The 16,769-nt window shown below is 69.1% G+C and carries 19 protein-coding genes; 5 read left to right on the top strand and 14 right to left on the bottom strand.

The window, feature by feature from the left end; all coding sequences use genetic code 11:
* Window positions 1-14 precede the first annotated feature (14 nt).
* The 3 genes from ACMV_RS16245 to ACMV_RS16235 form a co-directional block, all read right to left on the bottom strand.
* Window positions 15-707, bottom strand: a complete 693-nt coding sequence (locus ACMV_RS16245; protein ID WP_007421719.1) for an ABC transporter ATP-binding protein — start codon at window positions 705-707, stop codon at window positions 15-17.
* Window positions 700-1,458, bottom strand: coding sequence for an ABC transporter ATP-binding protein (locus ACMV_RS16240; RefSeq protein ID WP_012040418.1), 759 nt, complete (start codon window positions 1,456-1,458; stop codon window positions 700-702). Before ACMV_RS16240 ends, ACMV_RS16245 begins: the two co-directional genes overlap by 8 nt.
* Before the next feature lie 159 nt (window positions 1,459-1,617).
* The gene (locus ACMV_RS16235; protein ID WP_007421717.1) at window positions 1,618-2,622 is read right to left on the bottom strand and encodes an NADP-dependent oxidoreductase; all 1,005 of its coding nucleotides are present in this window, start codon (window positions 2,620-2,622) and stop codon (window positions 1,618-1,620) included.
* A gap of 115 nt (window positions 2,623-2,737) precedes the next feature.
* Between ACMV_RS16235 and ACMV_RS16230 the strand changes: the two genes are divergently transcribed.
* The 3 genes from ACMV_RS16230 (at window position 2,738) to ACMV_RS16220 (ending at window position 5,135) form a co-directional block, all read left to right on the top strand.
* Window positions 2,738-3,163 carry a ketosteroid isomerase-related protein gene (locus ACMV_RS16230; RefSeq protein ID WP_013641108.1) on the top strand — a complete coding sequence of 142 codons (426 nt, stop codon included), beginning with the start codon at window positions 2,738-2,740 and terminating at the stop codon, window positions 3,161-3,163.
* Between the two features lie 108 nt (window positions 3,164-3,271).
* Window positions 3,272-4,099 carry a UDP-2,3-diacylglucosamine diphosphatase gene (locus tag ACMV_RS16225; protein WP_013641107.1) on the top strand — a complete coding sequence of 276 codons (828 nt, stop codon included), beginning with the start codon at window positions 3,272-3,274 and terminating at the stop codon, window positions 4,097-4,099.
* On the top strand, window positions 4,083-5,135 hold the full coding sequence (locus ACMV_RS16220) for a glycosyltransferase family 4 protein (protein WP_007421714.1): 1,053 nt from the start codon (window positions 4,083-4,085) through the stop codon (window positions 5,133-5,135). The genes ACMV_RS16225 and ACMV_RS16220 overlap by 17 nt, the downstream gene beginning before the upstream one ends.
* A 4-nt stretch (window positions 5,136-5,139) precedes the next feature.
* On the opposite strand, the gene rplT is transcribed toward ACMV_RS16220, so the two are convergent.
* Entirely contained in the window at window positions 5,140-5,496 is a 357-nt protein-coding gene (gene rplT / locus ACMV_RS16215; protein WP_007421713.1) for a 50S ribosomal protein L20, read from the bottom strand.
* A gap of 13 nt (window positions 5,497-5,509) precedes the next feature.
* Window positions 5,510-5,713, bottom strand: coding sequence for a 50S ribosomal protein L35 (gene rpmI / locus ACMV_RS16210; RefSeq protein WP_012040415.1), 204 nt, complete (start codon window positions 5,711-5,713; stop codon window positions 5,510-5,512).
* Between the two features lie 264 nt (window positions 5,714-5,977).
* Here rpmI and ACMV_RS16205 point away from each other — a divergent pair, with 264 nt between their 5' ends.
* A complete protein-coding gene (locus tag ACMV_RS16205; protein WP_013641106.1) occupies window positions 5,978-8,620 on the top strand; it encodes a glycosyltransferase family 2 protein in 2,643 nt (880 codons plus the stop codon).
* A gap of 58 nt (window positions 8,621-8,678) precedes the next feature.
* Complete coding sequence (gene phnF / locus ACMV_RS16200) at window positions 8,679-9,416, top strand: phosphonate metabolism transcriptional regulator PhnF (RefSeq protein WP_007423840.1); 738 nt, start codon at window positions 8,679-8,681, stop codon at window positions 9,414-9,416.
* A 60-nt stretch (window positions 9,417-9,476) separates the two neighbouring features.
* Here phnF and phnN read toward each other — a convergent pair whose 3' ends face one another.
* From phnN to phnG, 9 genes are read right to left on the bottom strand one after another with little or no spacing between them, the layout of a single operon-like run.
* Complete coding sequence (gene phnN / locus ACMV_RS16195; RefSeq protein WP_013641105.1) at window positions 9,477-10,022, bottom strand: phosphonate metabolism protein/1,5-bisphosphokinase (PRPP-forming) PhnN; 546 nt, start codon at window positions 10,020-10,022, stop codon at window positions 9,477-9,479.
* Window positions 10,022-10,687, bottom strand: coding sequence for a DUF1045 domain-containing protein (locus ACMV_RS16190; RefSeq protein WP_013641104.1), 666 nt, complete (start codon window positions 10,685-10,687; stop codon window positions 10,022-10,024). The genes phnN and ACMV_RS16190 overlap by 1 nt, the downstream gene beginning before the upstream one ends.
* Window positions 10,680-11,801 carry an alpha-D-ribose 1-methylphosphonate 5-triphosphate diphosphatase gene (locus ACMV_RS16185; RefSeq protein ID WP_013641103.1) on the bottom strand — a complete coding sequence of 374 codons (1,122 nt, stop codon included), beginning with the start codon at window positions 11,799-11,801 and terminating at the stop codon, window positions 10,680-10,682. Before ACMV_RS16185 ends, ACMV_RS16190 begins: the two co-directional genes overlap by 8 nt.
* Entirely contained in the window at window positions 11,798-12,493 is a 696-nt protein-coding gene (gene phnL, locus ACMV_RS16180) for a phosphonate C-P lyase system protein PhnL (RefSeq protein WP_013641102.1), read from the bottom strand. The genes ACMV_RS16185 and phnL overlap by 4 nt, the downstream gene beginning before the upstream one ends.
* Complete coding sequence (gene phnK, locus ACMV_RS16175; protein ID WP_012040408.1) at window positions 12,490-13,254, bottom strand: phosphonate C-P lyase system protein PhnK; 765 nt, start codon at window positions 13,252-13,254, stop codon at window positions 12,490-12,492. Before phnK ends, phnL begins: the two co-directional genes overlap by 4 nt.
* Window positions 13,251-14,084, bottom strand: a complete 834-nt coding sequence (locus ACMV_RS16170; protein WP_012040407.1) for an alpha-D-ribose 1-methylphosphonate 5-phosphate C-P-lyase PhnJ — start codon at window positions 14,082-14,084, stop codon at window positions 13,251-13,253. Before ACMV_RS16170 ends, phnK begins: the two co-directional genes overlap by 4 nt.
* Complete coding sequence (locus tag ACMV_RS16165) at window positions 14,071-15,153, bottom strand: carbon-phosphorus lyase complex subunit PhnI (RefSeq protein ID WP_012040406.1); 1,083 nt, start codon at window positions 15,151-15,153, stop codon at window positions 14,071-14,073. Before ACMV_RS16165 ends, ACMV_RS16170 begins: the two co-directional genes overlap by 14 nt.
* Before the next feature lies 1 nt (window position 15,154).
* The gene (gene phnH, locus ACMV_RS16160) at window positions 15,155-15,718 is read right to left on the bottom strand and encodes a phosphonate C-P lyase system protein PhnH (protein ID WP_013641101.1); all 564 of its coding nucleotides are present in this window, start codon (window positions 15,716-15,718) and stop codon (window positions 15,155-15,157) included.
* Window positions 15,715-16,158 (bottom strand): phosphonate C-P lyase system protein PhnG, encoded by a 444-nt coding sequence (gene phnG / locus ACMV_RS16155; RefSeq protein ID WP_013641100.1) that lies wholly within the window; start codon window positions 16,156-16,158, stop codon window positions 15,715-15,717. Before phnG ends, phnH begins: the two co-directional genes overlap by 4 nt.
* Window positions 16,159-16,769 lie beyond the last annotated feature (611 nt).

Raw genomic sequence — 16,769 nt, 5'->3', positions numbered from 1 at the left:
TCCTTCGTTGGGGTTCAGATACCAAGTCGCCGGTTGAGCGACTCGGCGCGGGCCGCGAGTTCATGGGCCGGGATCATGTCGACGACCTGGCCATGCTCGACGAGGTAGTGCCGGTCAGCAAGTTTGGCGGCAAAACGGAAATTCTGTTCGACAAGCAGAACGGTGAAACCGCGGCGCTTGATCTCGGCGATCATGTGGCCGATCTGCTGCACGATGACCGGCGCGAGGCCTTCGGTGGGCTCGTCGAGCAGCAGCAGCTTCGCGCCGGTGCGCAGGATCCGGGCGATCGCCAGCATCTGCTGCTCGCCGCCGGAGAGTTTCGTTCCGGGGCTCTTCGCGCGTTCGCGGAGGTTGGGAAACAGCTCGTGAATATCGGCGACACTCATGCCGCCGGGGGCGACGACCGGCGGCAGCATCAGGTTTTCCTCGACCGACAGGCCCGCGAAGATGCCGCGATCCTCCGGGCAGAAGCCGATTCCGGCCCGGCCGATCGTGTCCGGACGGGCGGCGATCAGTTCCGCGCCGCGGAAGCGGATGCTGCCGGACCGCTTCGGCACCAGGCCCATGATCGCCTTCAGCGTCGTGGATTTTCCGGCGCCGTTGCGGCCGAGCAGGGTGACGCACTCGCCCTCGCGCACCTCGAATTTCATGCCGTGCAGGACATGGCTTTCGTCGTACCAGGCGTTGAGATCGGCAACTTCAAGCATCGGCATGCTCCGAGCCGAGATAGGCGGTGATCACCGCTTCATCGGCGGAAACGCTGGCATAGTCGCCCTCGGCCAGCACCCGTCCGCGCGCCAGCACGGTGATCCGGTCCGAGAGGCCGGAAACGACCGAGAGATTGTGCTCGACCATGAGGATGGTCCGGCCGCTGCGGATCTGGCGAATGAGGGCGACGATCCGCGCCACGTCGGATTCCGTCATCCCGGCGGTCGGCTCGTCGAGCAGCATCAGCTTCGGATCGAGCGCCAGCGTCGTCGCAATCTCGAGGGCGCGCTTGCGGCCGTAGGAAAGCTCGGCCGCGGGGACATCGACACTGTCCGAAAGGCCGACATCGTAGAGGAGTTCGTGCGCGCGGTCGTTGAAGACCGAAAGCGCGCGTTCGCTGCGCCAGAAATCGAAATTGCCGCCGCGCGACCGGGCCAAGGCGACGCGGACGTTCTCCAGCGCGCTCATGTGCCCGAACACCGCCGAAATCTGGAAGCTGCGGACCATGCCGCGACGCGCGACGTCCGCCGGCTTGAGCTCGGTGATGTCGCGCCCCTCGAACACGATGCGTCCGGCACTCGGCTGCAGGAATTTGGTCAGCAGGTTGAAGCAGGTGGTTTTGCCGGCCCCGTTCGGACCGATCAGGGCATGAATACTACCCCGTTCGATCGACAGATCGACGTCCTGCACGGCCATGAAACCACGGAATGCCTTGGACAGGCCACGAGCTTCGAGAATATTGTCAGCCATTGCACAGGCGATCGCCTGCCGCCGCAACGGCGGGGGCCGAGATCAAGATGAAAGACATTTTCCCCTCGTCGGCCCCAGCGGGGCCAGTCACTAAATTGTGACGGCCTCGTGGCATATCGGCGGTATCAGTGCAAGTCCCCAATACCGCCGATCGTCGTTTCAGACCTTCAGGACGAGCTTTCCAAAATTTTCGCCGGTGAAAAGTTTCAGAAGCGTTTCGGGAAAATTGTCGAGTCCGTCCACGATGTCTTCGCGGCTCTTCAGCTTGCCCTCTTTCAGCCAGCCGGCCATCGCCCGCATGCCTTCGGGATAGCGGTCGGCCCAGTCGAACACGATCATGCCCTGCATCCGCGCGCGATTGACGAGCAGCGAGAGATAGTTCGCCGGCCCGCGCACCGGCGTCGTGCTGTTGTATTGCGAGATCGCGCCGCAGATGACGATCCTCGCGCGCAGGTTGATGCGGGCCAGGCAATCGTCGAGGATCTGGCCGCCGACATTGTCGAAATAGACGTCGATGCCGTTCGGGCAGGTTTCGCGCAGACGGTCGGGCACGCTTTCGGTCTTGTAGTCGATCGCCGCATCGAACCCGAGTTCGTCGACGATGTAGCGGCACTTGTCTTCGCGGCCGGCGATGCCGACCACGCGGCAGCCCTGGATCTTCGCGATCTGCCCGACCAGCGCGCCGACGGCGCCGGCGGCGGCGGAGACCACCACCGTCTCGCCTTGCTTCGGCTCGCCGACGGCAAGAAGGCCGAAATAGGCGGTCATGCCCGGCATGCCGAGGGTGGAAATGAACAGCGGCTTCGGCGCCAGGGACGGATCGACCTTCAGGCAGTCCTTCGCGGCGAGGGTCGCGACGCTCTGCACGCCGAGCGGGCCGGTCACCACATCGCCGGCGGCGAAGCCCTCGGCGCGGCTTTCGATCACCGTGCCGATCGCGCCGGCGCGCATCACCTCGCCAAGCCCGACCGGCTTGATGTAGGACTTGCCCTCGTTCATCCAGCCGCGCATCGCGGGGTCGAGCGAGATGTATTCGACGCCGACCATGACTTCGCCGGCTTCCGGCGGGCGCGCCGGCTCGACGCGGAATTCGAAATCATCCCGCTTCGGCAGGCCGACGGGGCGGCGGATCAGACGGAACTGGCGGCTTTCGGGCTGGCTCATGTTTCGCTCCAATAAGTTTACGTATAGGGTAATCTCTGGCCGAGGGGCCGGCAAGGGGATGCGGCCTTGAAGCCCGCCGCAAAGTCTGGAATGTATCCGCTCCTTTCAGGAATGGATGACCATGCACAGCACGCCAGCCGAAGCGACCCGGGCCCTCATCGAAGCCTATTACGCCGCGTTCAATGAGGGGCGGCCGCAGAGCATGCTCGACCTGCTGAGCGAGGATGTCGCGCACGACATCAACCAGGGGAAGCGGGAGGCCGGCCGTGCCGCCTTCGCCGCCTTTCTCGATCACATGAATGTCTCGTATCGCGAGCGCCTGACCGACATCGTCGTCTTCGCCAGCGCCGACGGGCGGCGCGCCGCGGCGGAATTCGTGGTGCATGGCGAATATCTGAAGACCGATGCCGGGCTGCCCGAGGCGCGCGGCCAGCGCTACGTGCTGCCCGCGGGCGCCTTCTTCGATGTGCGCGACGGCAAGATCGCGCGCGTCACCAATTATTACAATTTGCAGGACTGGACGGCCCAGGTCGGCGGTTGATTTCGCCCGCCTTTATCGGCGCAGTGCGTCATGTCGTTGTAAAGATCGAGGCCCTGTCACCGGACTTTCATTAGGCGCGACGCGCCGGCACGCCGTAGTGAGCGCGCCATGACAGTCCCCGGCGCGATCATCCGCTATCGCAGCGTGTTCATCTCGGACATCCATCTCGGCACGCGCGGCAGCCGGGCGGATTTCCTCGCCGATTTCCTGCGGCGGACCAGCGCCGAGCACATCTACCTCGTCGGCGACATCATCGACGGCTGGCGGCTGCGCCGCGGCTGGTACTGGGACCGCCACCATGACGACGTGATCAACCTGCTGCTCCGCCATGCGCGGGCCGGCGCGAAGATCACGTATGTGCCGGGCAATCACGACGAACTCGTGCGGCGCTATCTTCATCTCGGGCTCGAAATCGCCGGCGTGCGGTTCGCCGAGGAGGCGGAGCACGTCACCGCCGCCGGCGAGCGGCTGCTGGTGATCCACGGCGACCAGTTCGACTCGGTCGTGCGCTATGCGAAGCTGCTCGCGGTTCTCGGCGACTGGGCCTATACCGGGGCGCTGGCTCTCAACCGCTGGTTCAACATCGCCCGCGCGCGGTTCGGCTACCCGTACTGGTCGCTCTCCGCCTATCTCAAGCGCCAGGTGAAGGAGGCGGTGAAGGCGATCGACCGGTTCGAGGTCGCGCTGGCCGCCGAGGCCTCGGCGCGCGGCTTCGACGGCGTGGTCTGCGGCCATATCCATCATCCGGAAATGCGCGTGGTCAACGGCGTGCGCTACATCAACGACGGCGACTGGGTGGAAAGCTGCACGGCGCTCGTCGAGCATCACGACGGAAGGCTCGAACTGCTCGACTGGGCCGCGCTCAACCGGCTCTCCTTCCTCGCTCCCCGCGGCGAGACCGCCCAGCCCGGCGCAATGGATGCGGCACCTGCCTGATCCCGCCGGAATCATGATCGTCACCGACGCCTGGCACGCCCAGGTGAACGGTGTCGTGAGGACACTCTCGATGCTGGCGGATCAGCTTGCGCGGCTCGGCCAGCGGGTGCTCGTCGTCGGGCCGGATCGGTTCCTCACGCTGCCCTGCCCGTTCTATCCCGAAATCCGCCTCGCGGTCGCGCCGGGCCGGCGGCTCGGCCGGATTGTCGACAATTTCGCGCCGGACGCGCTGCACATCGCCACCGAAGGGCCGCTCGGCGTCGCCGCCGCGCGCCTGGCCCGGCGCCGGGGCTGGCAGTTCACCACCGCCTATCATACCCGCTTTCCCGACTATCTCGCGGCGCGGACCGCCCTGCCCCGGCGGCTCTCGTATGCCTGGCTCCGCCGCTTCCATCTGCACGGCGCCGGCACGATGGTGGCGACCGTTTCGCTCGCCGACGAGCTCCGCGCGCGGGGGTTTTCGAACACGCTGCTCTGGTCGCGCGGCGTGGATGCCGACCTCTTCAACCCCGGCCGGGCGATCGACCTGCCCTACGAGCGGCCGATCTTTCTCTCGGTCGGGCGGCTCGCGGTGGAGAAGAACCTGCCCGCCTTTCTCGATCTCGACCTGCCGGGCACGAAGCTCATCGTCGGCGATGGCCCGGCCCGGCCGGCGCTCGAACGGCGCCATGCGGGACCGCGGACGGTGTTTCTGGGCACGCGGCACGGCCCGGACCTGGCGAGCCTGTTCGCCAGCGCGGATGTTTTCGTGTTTCCGAGCCGGACGGACACGTTCGGCCTCGTCGTGCTCGAGGCGCTGGCGAGCGGCACGCCCGTCGCGGCGTTTCCGGTGGCGGGGCCGGCCGACATCATTGGGGGCGCGACGCCGCCGGTCGGTGTTCTCGATGAGGATCTGGGATCGGCGGCGCTGGCCGCCCTGAAACTTGACCGCGCCGACTGCCGGCGCTTTGCCGAACGCCACAGCTGGGCGTCCTGTGCCGCGCTGTTCATGCGGCACCTGGTGCCGATCCGCGGGCGCGGACCGGCACCGGATTAGCCGATCAGCCGCGCACGGCCTTCGCGGCCTCGACGATCGCGGTGAAACCGGCCGGATCGTCGAACGCCATGGCGGCGAGCACCTTGCGGTCCAGCTCGATATTCGCGGCCTTGAGGGCGGCGATGAACTGGCTGTAGGTCATGCCCTGCTCGCGCACGGCCGCATTGATGCGCTGGATCCAGAGGGCGCGGAACTCGCGCTTCTTGTTCCGGCGGTCGCGATAGGCGTAGCGGAGCGCCTTTTCGAGACGCTCGAGCGCAATCCGGTAATTGGTCGACGAACGGCCGACAAACCCCTTGGACTGCTTGAGAACCTTCTTGTGACGGGCGTGGGTCGTCACACCCCGTTTGACGCGTGCCATTGTCTATCGCTCCTCAATCCAGACCGTAGGGAGCCCACTGCTTGACGGTCTTGCCGTCCTGCTCGGGCAGCGCCATCGTGCCGCGATTGGTGCGCTTCATCTTCTGGGAGCGGTTGATCAGGCCGTGGCGCTTGTTGCCGTGGCCGGCCATCACCTTGCCGGTCGCGGTGATCTTGAACCGCTTCTTGACCGACGACTTGGTCTTCATCTTCGGCATTTCATACTCCTTCTCGTCCATACCCGACGCCTGCCGGGCGCGCGGCGTGCGGCCGGGCATGCCAAAATGGCCCGGGCTCGCGACCTGATCGCGCTGGAAGGGGGCGGTATAGGCAATCGTGCCGGGCTTGGCAACTCGCCGGCCGCACCCCCGGCCGATCGCTTGCCGCCGGACTGTCCGGCGGTTAGAAAACATGCATCGTCGAATCCGCATTTGAGGCCGCGCCGTGCCGCGGCGCACGACATTTCAGACAAGGAGATTTCCATGGCCAGATTGCCGGCCAGCGGAGCGGGACGCGCGAAGTCCAAACCCTCCGCGCCGCGCGCGGCGCCCGCGCCGACCATGCCCGCGTCGACCATTCTCGGGTTTCTCGACAGGATCGAGGATGCGACGCTGGCCGGATGGGCGGTGGATACGGCCGATATCGACCGGCCGCTGGCGCTGCGCGTGCTGATCGACGGGCAGGTCGCCGATGTGATCCAGTGCGATCTCGACCGGCCGGACCTGCGGCGGCTGAGCCTGCCGAACACGAAGGTCGGCTTCCAGTTCGCCATCCCGGCCATGCATCAGGACGGGCTTCGCCACGTCCTCACCCTGGCCACCGTGGATGGCCGCCCGGTCGGCCTGCCGGGCCGGGGCGGCTTCGTGCTGCCGGAGCTGCATTTCTGCCTCGCGCGGCAGGTGCGCGTGGAAGGCGTGCTGGACGGGCTGGTGGACGGGCTGATCCAGGGCTGGGTGCTGCAGGTCGACGAGCGGACGGGGCAGAAAGCGGGCGGCGCCCGCGTCGTGGTGTCGACGAACGGCCAGCCGGTCGCCGAGCTGATGGCCGACCAGTTCCGGGCGGACGTGGCGGAGGCGCTCGGCGCCGACCCGGCCTGCGGCTTCTCGTGGTCGCCGCCGCCGGAGCTGCGGCGCGGCGGCGGAACGCTCAGCTTCGACTTCCACGTGATGCCCGGCCGCGTCGCGCTGCGCGGCAGTCCTGTCGAGCTGCGCATGCCCGGCTCGGCCGAGCGCGAGCGCATCGAAGGGCTGATCGAACAGGCGGACGACCTGTTCCGCTACGCCTACCGGCTGCGGCGCGAGCTCAAGGCGGTGCTGCCGGCCGAGGGCCATTCGCTGGCGAGCTACCGGAGCTGGGCCGCGCGCAGCCAACCCCTCGCCGGGGCCCGGATCGCCGCCCGCTACGGCGCGCGCGCCGACGCGCCGCTGGTTTCGGTGATCTGCCCGGTCTACCGGCCCGATCACGGCGCGTTCGTGACCGCGGTGGATTCCGTGCGCGCGCAGACCTACCGGAACTGGGAACTCATCCTGGTGGACGATGGCAGCGGCGATGCACGCCTCACCGCGCTGATGAAGCGCCTCGCCGACGCCGATCCGCGCATCCGCGTGCAGGCGCGCAGGGCCAATGCCGGGATCGCCGCCGCGACCAACCGCGCGATCGAGGCGGCGACGGGCGATTTCATCGCCTTCTTCGATCATGACGACGTGCTGGAACCCTGCGCGCTCGACGCGATGATGCGGGCGCAGGCCGCGACCGGGGCGCGGCTGCTCTATTCCGACGAGGACAAGATCGACCGGCGCGGCGCGTTTTCCGAGCCCAATTTCAAGCCGGACTTCAATTACCGGCTGCTGCTCGACCTGAACTATATCTGCCATCTCGTCGTCGCCGAGGCGGCGCTGGTCCGCGCCGCCGGCGGGCTCGACCCGGATCTGGACGGCGCGCAGGACCACGACCTGCTGCTGCGCCTGGTCGAGCGGCTCGGCGCGCACGAGATCCACCACGTGCCGGAAATCCTGTATCACTGGCGGATCACCGCGCAGTCGACCGCCGGCTCCGGGGCGGCCAAGCCGAAGGCGGCGCTGGCCGGCGCCGCCGCCGTCGCCGCGCATCTGAAGCGGCGGGGCCTGGCGGCGCGGACCGAACGGCGGGGCGGGCTGACCTGCTATCGCACCAGCTTCCGCATGAGCGAGGACCCGGGCGTTTCGATCCTGATCCCATATCGCGACCATATCGGGATGACGCGCGCGTGCGTCGAGGCGATCCGGGACGTGACGCGGGGGGCGCGCTACGAGATTCTTCTCCTCGACAACTGGTCGCAGGACGAGGAGGCGGAGGGTTTCGCCGTCGAGCAGGGCAACCTGCGGGACACGAGGGTGATCCGCATCGCCGAGCCGTTCAACTACTCGCGCATCAACAATCGCGGGGTGGAGGCGGCGCGCTTCCCATTTCTGCTGTTCATGAACAACGACGTGTTCGTGAGCGACCCGGAATGGCTGCGCACGATGCTGAACGAGGCGCTGGCCGATCCGGGCGTGGGCGCGGTCGGCGCGAAACTGCTCTATCCGAACGAGACCGTGCAGCATGCCGGCGTCGTTCTGGGTGTCGGCGGGATCGCCGATCACAGTTTCCGCGGACTGCCGGCCGACAAGCCGGGCTACATCGCCAATGCCATCGCCTGCCGCGAGGTTTCTGCGGTGACCGCCGCGTGCATGCTGGTCCGCCGCGAGGCGTTCGCGGCGGCTGGCGGCTTCGACGAGGACGGGCTGAGCGTGGCGTTCAACGACGTCGATCTCTGCATGAAGATCAGGCAGGCGGGATACCGCATCATCTTCAGCGCCGACGCGGTCTGCGAACATCGCGAGAGCCTGAGCCGGGGCGACGATTTCGACGAGAGCAAGCTGGCGCGGTTCATGCTGGAAAACGAGACGATGCGCGAAAGATGGGACGAAGCGCTGAAACGCGACCCGTTCTACAATCCGCATTTCAGCCGCGAGGGCGGCGTGTATCGCGACCTGCGGGTGATCGACCCGGCGGACGTCCGGCGTGTTTCGCCGCCCGCGCCCGCCCGGTTCCCGGCCGCGCCGGCGGCGGCGGCACCGCAGCCCCGGCGGCGGCAAGCGGGCTGATGCCGCCTGAGGCCGGCCATCTCTGGATTCGGGCCGCCGTTTCCGGCATCTGCTAGGCATGGATTTCGAACGCAAACGGGGTGAGGCCCTCTGGAGCCAGATCGCCAACGCGCTGGCCCGCGACATTCGCGAGGGGGTCTACCCGCACGACACGAGGTTGCCGACCGAGGCGCGGCTCGCCCAGGGCTACGGCGTCAACCGCCACACCGTTCGCCGCGCGCTGGAGGAACTGGCCAAGGCGCGCATCATCCGCACCGAGCATGGACGGGGGTCGTTCGTGGCGGAGGAGGTGCTGGATTACCGGATCGGCCAGCGGCCGCGATTCTCGGAATGGGTGCGCGGCCACAACCGCACGCCGCTCGGCGATATCCTGATGCTGGAGGAAACCGCCCTCGACACCCTGCCCGAAGCCGCCGCCGCCGCCGAGGCGCTGCGGCTGGCGCCGGCGCAACCGGTGATCCTGCTGGAGCGCATCGGCTCGGCGGATTCGACGCCGATCTCGCTGTCGCGGCACATTTTCCCCGCGCGGGCACTGCCGGGACTGCTGGAGGCGCTGCGGCACAGCGGGTCGATCACCGCGGCGCTGGCCGCGCTCGGGATCGCCGACTACACGCGCAAATGGACGCGCGTCTGCGCCCGCCAGCCGGATGCGCGCGAGGCGCGGCTGCTGCGCATGGCCCGCAGCGACGCCCTGCTGGCCACGGAATCCCTGAACATCGCGGAGGGCGGGGCGCCGATCGAATTCGGCCTGTCGATCTATCCGGCGCCACGCGTGCAACTGGTGTTCGAGCCGTAGAGTATCGTTATCCGATCCAACAGGATCGGAAAGTGCTCTAGCGGCGGGGCGCCCGCCGCATCACGGCAGGCAGGGCAGGTCGCGGCAGCGGAGCAGGATGCCGAGAAACGCCGCCCCCGCCGCTTCCGGCGTGGTTTCGTTGGCGACGACGGCATCGGCCTCGACCGGGGCCGCGGCGCGGGCCAGCCGCGCGCCGATTTCGGCCGCGGTTTCGCGCCGCCGGACCGCGAGCCGCGCGGCGAGGATGGCGGGCGCCGCCGTCACCGCGACGACGAAACAGGGAAAGCGGCGCCGCGCATCGGCCACGATCGCGCGGGAGACGTTGACCACGACGATCCGCCCGGCGTCGAGATCGCCGGCGATGCTTGCCGGAATGCCGTAGCTCAGGCCATGCGCCGACCAGGAGAGGGCGAAGGCGCGGCGCTGGAAGTCATCGTCGGAGACCGGTTCGTGATCCTCCGCCGGATCGGGCGGCCGGGTGATGACGCGCCGGGGGAACACGATGTCCGGCGCATGCCCGAGGCGGCGCCTGGCCTGGCGCAGCACCGTGTCCTTGCCCGCGCCGGACGGGCCGACGACCAGCACGAGGCGGCCCGATCGCGGCATCAGGCGCCGAAGCGCAGGCGGCGGGCCAGACGGAACGGCGCCCCCGCGCCCTCTTCCACGAAGACGGCGATCCCGGTGACGCGCCGCGACGCGGCCAGGGTCTCGCCGAAATGCGCGGCGGCGGCGGGGACGAGCGGATTGTCGGCGATCCGGTCGGTCAGCGTCATGTGGAAGCGGAACGCATCGAACACCAGCGGATAGCCCCACCGCTCGATATACGCGCGCTCGGCGGCGGGGCGGCCTTCGGCGCGCCGCGCCCGCGCCGCCGCGTCCTCCGGCACGCGGTGGTGATCGAGTTCGGCGACGCAGGCATCGGCGAGGTCGCGCATCGGCGGGCACGCCCCGGCGAGGCACAGGGCGAGGAAGCCGTGCAGGTTGGCGATGTCGAGGGGCGGCAGGTCGAAGGGCCGCATCCGCGCGGCGAGCGCCGCCGCATCGGCGATGAAGGCGTCGAGCCCGTGCCGCAGCGCCATCGGCGGCTTCAGCGTCGCGTGGAAGCCGTAGCGCCGTGGCGACTCCGTCATGCCCTCGAGTCCGGCGACCGGCGGCTGGGGCAGGCGCTCTCCGCTCAGCGGATCGCGGCCGAGCCAGGCGCAGCCCCGCGACCAGAGCGGATCATCCGGTTCGGGAACGTAGTAGACGGCGGCGCGGTGGGGTTCAGGCAATGCGCACGCCCTCCCGCCAGACGGACCGGACCACGGGCAGGCCCTCGTAGACCCGCACCTGCACGAGATCGGCCCGCAGTCCGACGGCGAGCCGGCCGCGATCGTCGAGCCCGGCGATGTCCGCGGCCCCCGCGGTGACCAGCCCGATCGCGGCGGGCAGCGGCAGGATCTCGCGCGCGGCGAGGCAGAACACCGCTTCCAGCATGGACGCCGGCACGTAGTCCGAGGCCAGGGCATCGAGCAGGCCCTCGCGGACCAGGTCGAGCACCGCGACATTGCCGGAATGCGACCCGCCGCGCACGATGTTCGGCGCGCCGGCGATGCTGCGCATGCCGCGCGCGCGGGCGGCCCGCGCGGCGGCGAGCGAGACGGGAAATTCGGCGATCCCGATCCCTTCCTCCGCGTTGCGCGCCACATCGGCCTCGGTGTGATCGTCGTGGGAGGCGAGCGGAATGCCCCGCTGCCGCGCCTCGGCGATCACGAAGGCGCGGTTCGGCCCGTGATAGGCGTGATGATTGTCCTGCAACTCGGCGATGATGGTGTCGAGCTCGCCCTCGGCGACGCCCTCGTCGCGCCGCATCTGCCGGTAACGCTCGACATCCGCATACTGCCCGCTCAAACCGGGGCTGTGATCCATCAGGGAGATCAGCCGCACGCGATCGTCGTCGATGGCGCGGGCCAGCATGCCGGGCATTTCGGGCGCGGGGAGTTCGCAGCGCAGATGCAGGAAGTGCTCGCTCTTCAGGGCGCCGAGCGGCAACAGGGCGCGCAGGTCGACAAAGGCGTCCTCGAAGGTCTGGTTGCGGGCCTTGCCGAAGCCGATATCGCCGAGGCAGAGGGCGTCGAACACCGTCGTGATGCCGGCCGCAGCGCATTGCGCGTCATGCGTCAGCAGGGCGGACCGCGACGGCCAGCGCGCGTTGTTGCGCGGCTGGGTCTGCCGTTCCAGATTGTCGGTGTGCAGGTCGATGATGCCCGGAATCAGGTAATCGCCCTCGAGGTCGACATCCGCGCCGGAGCCGCCGAATGCCGCGATCCGGCCCTGCGCGACGGACAGGGTGCCGTCGCGGATTTGGTCGGGCAGCACGAGCCTTGCATTGGTGAACGTCGTCATGCGCTTTCCTTCAGGGGTTCGAGCGACAGCGTTTCGTCCGCCACGGCGTCGCGGACGTGCCGGTCGTGGAATATCCCGAGCAGGGCCGCGCCGCGAGCCTTCGCCTCGCGCATCAGCCCGATCACGATGTCCCGGTTGGCGGCATCGAGCGAGGCGGTCGGCTCGTCGAGGAGGAGGATCGGCCACTCGCAGGCGAAGGCGCGGGCGAGGTTCACGCGCTGCTGCTCGCCGCCCGAGAAGGTCACCGGCGGCAGGGCATGCAGGGGGGTTGGAATGCCGAGCCGGTCCAGCATCGCCCCCGCCCGCGCGGCGGCGGCCTCCGCGGCGGCGCCACGGTCGAGCAGGGGCGCGGCCACGACGTCGCGCGCGGCGAGGCGCGGCATGGCGCGCAGGAACTGGGAGACATAGCCCAGCGTCTCGCGCCGGATCTCGATCACCCGCTCCGGCGGCGCATCGGCCATGTCGATCATGACGCCGCGATGGCGGACGCGGATCGATCCGACACTAACCAGGTAGTTTCCGTAGAGCGCGCGCAACAGGGTCGATTTTCCGGCACCCGAAGGGCCGGTCAGCGCGACGCACCGGCCGGCGCGCAGCGTCAGCCCGGCGCCGCGCAGCACCGGCAGCCGGGTTCCGTTCTGCAGGTGCAGCACGAAGGTTTTCTCAAGCCCGGCGGCGTCGAGCACGATCATGCGGGCAGCACCGAGGAGACGAGGAGCTGGGTGTATTCATGGTGCGGATCGTCCAGCACCTGATCGGTCAATCCGGTCTCGACGATGCGGCCGTGGCGCATCACCACGAGCCGGTCGGCGAGGAGGCGCGCCACGCCGATATCGTGCGTGACGAGGAGGACCGCGAGGCCGAGCCGGCGCACGAGGCCGCGCACCAGGTCGAGAATCCGCGCCTGGACGGACACGTCGAGCCCGCCGGTCGGTTCGTCCATGAAGACGAGTTCCGGCTCGGTCACCAGGGTCGCGGCGATCTGCAGGCGCTGGAGCATGCCGCCGGAGAAGGTGCGGGGCAGATCGTCGAGCCGCGCCGGATCGATTTCGACGGTTTCGAGCCAGCGCGCGGCGGTGGCGCGGATATCGCCGTAATGCCGCGCGCCGGAGACCATCAGCCGCTCGCCGATATTGCCGCCCGCCGTGACCGAAAGCCGGAGCGCCTGCCGCGGGTCCTGCTGGACGAAGCCCCAGCGGGTGCGCTGCAGGTGCCGCAGCCGCGCCTCGCCGCGCCCGGCGATCGGCGACAGGCCCTCGCCCTCGTCATACAGCACGGTTCCCGAATCGGGCGCGATGCGGCCGCTCAGGACGTTCAGGAGGGTGGACTTGCCGGACCCGCTCTCGCCGACGATCGCCACGATCTCACGCCGGCGCAGCGACAGCGAAACATCGTCCAGCGCGGCGACCGGGCCGAACCGCTTGCGGAGGTCCCGCGCCTGCAGCAGCGTCATGGCGCCGTCTCCCGCCGCGACTCGCAGCAATCGGTATCCGAGCAGACGAACATCTTCCCGCCGCGATCGTCCGAGACGATCTCGTCGAGATAGGTCTCCCGCGCGCCGCACAGCGCGCAGGCGGCATCCGCGCGGCGGGGGTCGAAGGGATGATCCTCGAAATCCAGCGAGCGCACGGCCGTGAACGGCGGCACCGCGTAGATGCGCTTCTCGCGCCCCGCGCCGAAGAGCTGCATGGCCGGGTTCATATGCAGCTTCGGATTGTCGAAGGCCGGAATCGGCGATGGCGACATCAGATAGCGCTCGTTCACCATGACCGGATAATCGTAGGACAGCGCGACGCGGCCATGGCGCGTGATCTCTTCGTAGAGCCTGACATGCATGGCCCCGTAATCCGCCAGCGCGTGCATCTGCGCGGCCGCGGCGCGGCTCGGTTCGAGCCGGTAGAGCGGCTCGGGTATCGGCACCTGGTAGACGATGATCTGTCCTTCCCGCAGCGGCGTCTCGGGAATCCGGTGCCTTGTCTGGATCACCGTCGCCTCGGCCGTGCGGGTCGTGGTGCGGATGCCGGCGGTGCGGGCGAAGAACCGCCGGATCGACACCGCGTTCGTCGTGTCGTCCGCCCCCTGGTCGATCACCTTGAGAACGTCGTCCGGGCCGAGGAGCGACGCCGTCAGCTGGATGCCGCCGGTGCCCCAGCCATAGGGCAGCGGCATCTCGCGGCTCGCGAAGGGGACCTGATGGCCCGGTATCGCCACGGCCTTGAGGATCGCGCGGCGGATCATGCGCTTCGTGTGCTCGTCCAGATAGGCGAAATTATAGCCCTGCATCGCCGGCCCCCGCTGCGGCCCGCATGGCGCGGATCGTTTCCAGCTCGCTCTGGAAATCCACGTGATGCGGCAATTTGAGATGTTCGACGAAGCCGGTCGCTTCGATGTTGTCGCAGTGGGATACGACGAATTCGACGTCCTGCGCCGGCGATGCGGCATCCTCGCCCAGTTCGTCCGCGCGCATCGCCCGGTCGACCAGCGCCATCGCGATCGCCTTGCGGTCGGCATGGCCGAAGCAGAGCCCGTAGCCGCGCGTGAATTGCGGCGGCGCCGCCCGGCTGCCGATGAACTGGTTCACCATCTGGCACTCGGTGAGCGTGATGTCGCCGATCTCGATCGCGAAGCCGAGTTCCGGCGGCACGATGCTGACCGGCACCTCGCCGACCCGGAGTTCGCCGACGAAGGGGTGATTGTTGCCGTAGCCGCGCTGCGTCGAATAGCCGAGCGCGAGCAGGAAGCCCTCGTCGCCCCGGGCGAGGGCCTGAAGGCGCACCCCGCGCGGGGCCGGGAAGGCGACGGGTTCCATGGTCAGGTCGCCGGCAGGCCGTTCGCCGGAGCCATCCGGCTCGATCAGCGATTCCGCGCCCAGAAGATCGGTCACGCGCGGCACCGGCGCGGGCGGCGGGACAGGCTCCGCACGCGGCTCCGCGGGCGGCGGGTCAGGCGCATCCGGCGACAGATCGAGCAGGCGATGGGTGTAGTCCGTCGTCGGCCCCAGGCGCTGGCCGCCCGGCAGGTCCTTGAAAACGGCGGAGATCCGGCGCTTCAGCAGCATTGCCGCGGTGTCGACCGGCTCCGAATCGACCAGGCGCGGCAGCGTCGTGCGATAGGCGCGCAGCAGGAACGCCGCCTCGATCAGGTCGCCCTGCGCCTGGCGGATCGCCCGCGCGGCCAGTTCGCGGTCGTACAGGGCGCCCTCCGCCATCACGCGGTCGACCGCGCGGCCGAGCTGGTTGGCGATCTGGTCGAGCGCCAGAGGCGGCACCGACGGATCGCCGCGGCGCTCATCGGCCGTCCAGCGATGCGCCGCATCGATGGCCGCCTCGCCGCCCTTGACCGCCACATACATGTCAGGCCTCCTCGATGGACAGGCTGCGCGGCAGGGCAATCACGCGGTGGCCGGCGCAGAGCAGGACGTCGATGCCGCAAGGCGCGCGGCGCATCTGCGCCCGCCATTCGGCCACGAAGGCGCCATCCACCGGCAGCGGCACCGTCACCGGCGCCGCCAGGCCCGGCCCGGCCAGCCGGCAGCGGCGGCCGGCATCGAGGGCCGGAACATCGAGGATCAGGGTTGCGCCGTCTTCCGGAACCTCCTCGCTGCCCTGTCGCAGAGACGCGAGGGCCGGCCGCGCGGCGGCGACGCAGAATGCGGCATCCGCCGGCGCGGCGAGCGGCGCGCCGGTGTGGAACGCCAGCCAATCCCGCGCGGGGGCTTGTGCCGGAAGGGCGACGCCCGTCGCGGGATCGGCGAGGGTCAGAAGAACGGCGGCGGCAGCCGGCGAAAGCCCGGCGGGCGGTTCAACCACGTGGGGCAGCGCAACGATCCGGCCCGGGGCGCCAAACGCGGTGAGCAGGGCGCGAAAACAGGCCTGCGCCGCCAGAGGCGATGCGAAACCGGTCTCAAGGCGGGTCATGGCAGATCGCCCCGCATCGTCGAGAGGGTGAAGAAGCGCACTTCCGTCGCCGCGGCGCGGGCCTCGGCCGCCGCCCGGCGCGCAGTCTGCGCCGCCGCCAGCGGCGCGACGACCGCTTCATGGTAGAGCGGATGAAGCGCCTCGTCCTGCAATACCGCGTCCAGCCTGGCGATCAGTTCGACGAGATCGCGGTCACGCCCCGCCGCGTAGCCGTGGCCGATGCGGCCCGCCTCGTCGCGGATGCTGCAACGGGCGATCGTCATCTCTCCGAGATTGAATGGGGGGCCGCCGCCGCCGATCCGCCCGCGCACCATCGACATGCCGATTTCCGGGCCGCGCAGCCTCACGAAGCCGGCCAAAGGCGGCACGGCGGCGAGGCAGGCCGCCAGTTCAGCACATGTCGCCCGGGCGAGGACGCCAAGCCATGCGGCGCGGGACATATCAGGCATCTCTCATAAATAGATATCTATACAAGTTGTTGGCCCAGAGCCTAACTCCGTCCGCCCCGGTTTGTCCATCCGCCTTGTGTGACGTCCTTGCGAAACCTGCGGCCCGATACCGCCCGGACCTGCGCGCCAGCCGGCATGACCGGACGCTCCGGCATCCGGCCCTTTGCAGAGCGCATGCTGTTGAGTATACACTTTATCCGTTGGCCCTCTGTCGGAATGGTAGACGAACGCGACTCATCGTAAATTGGGTGCCCGGGTGGAAATGCCCGGCGTAGAACCGCTCAAAGTCGGGGAAGGCTTCACTGCTAATCCCGAGCCAAGCCCGGAAACGGGAAGGTGTAGAGACTGGACGGGCGGCACCTAAACCTCCGGCGAAAGCCGGGGTATGGTGAAGGGACAGTCCAGACCACGAACCCGCATGGGGCGGCGAAAGCCGAAGTGGTACGAAAATCGCGCGCCCTTGCGGGCATCCCGGTTCGAGTCCGGGGAGGGCCACCACCTTTTTTCTCCGTCTCTTCTTCATCGCCACCTCTCGCCGGCGGCCGGCCCGTCGATCGGGCAGGGCCGATATGAACAGACCCTGTTGCCATTCTCCACGGGCT

The sequence above is a fragment of the Acidiphilium multivorum AIU301 genome (assembly GCF_000202835.1).
GTDB classification, from domain to species: Bacteria; Pseudomonadota; Alphaproteobacteria; order Acetobacterales; family Acetobacteraceae; genus Acidiphilium; species Acidiphilium multivorum.
Note: the sequence above shows the minus strand (reverse complement) of the source record. Positions and strands in the feature narration are given on the sequence as shown.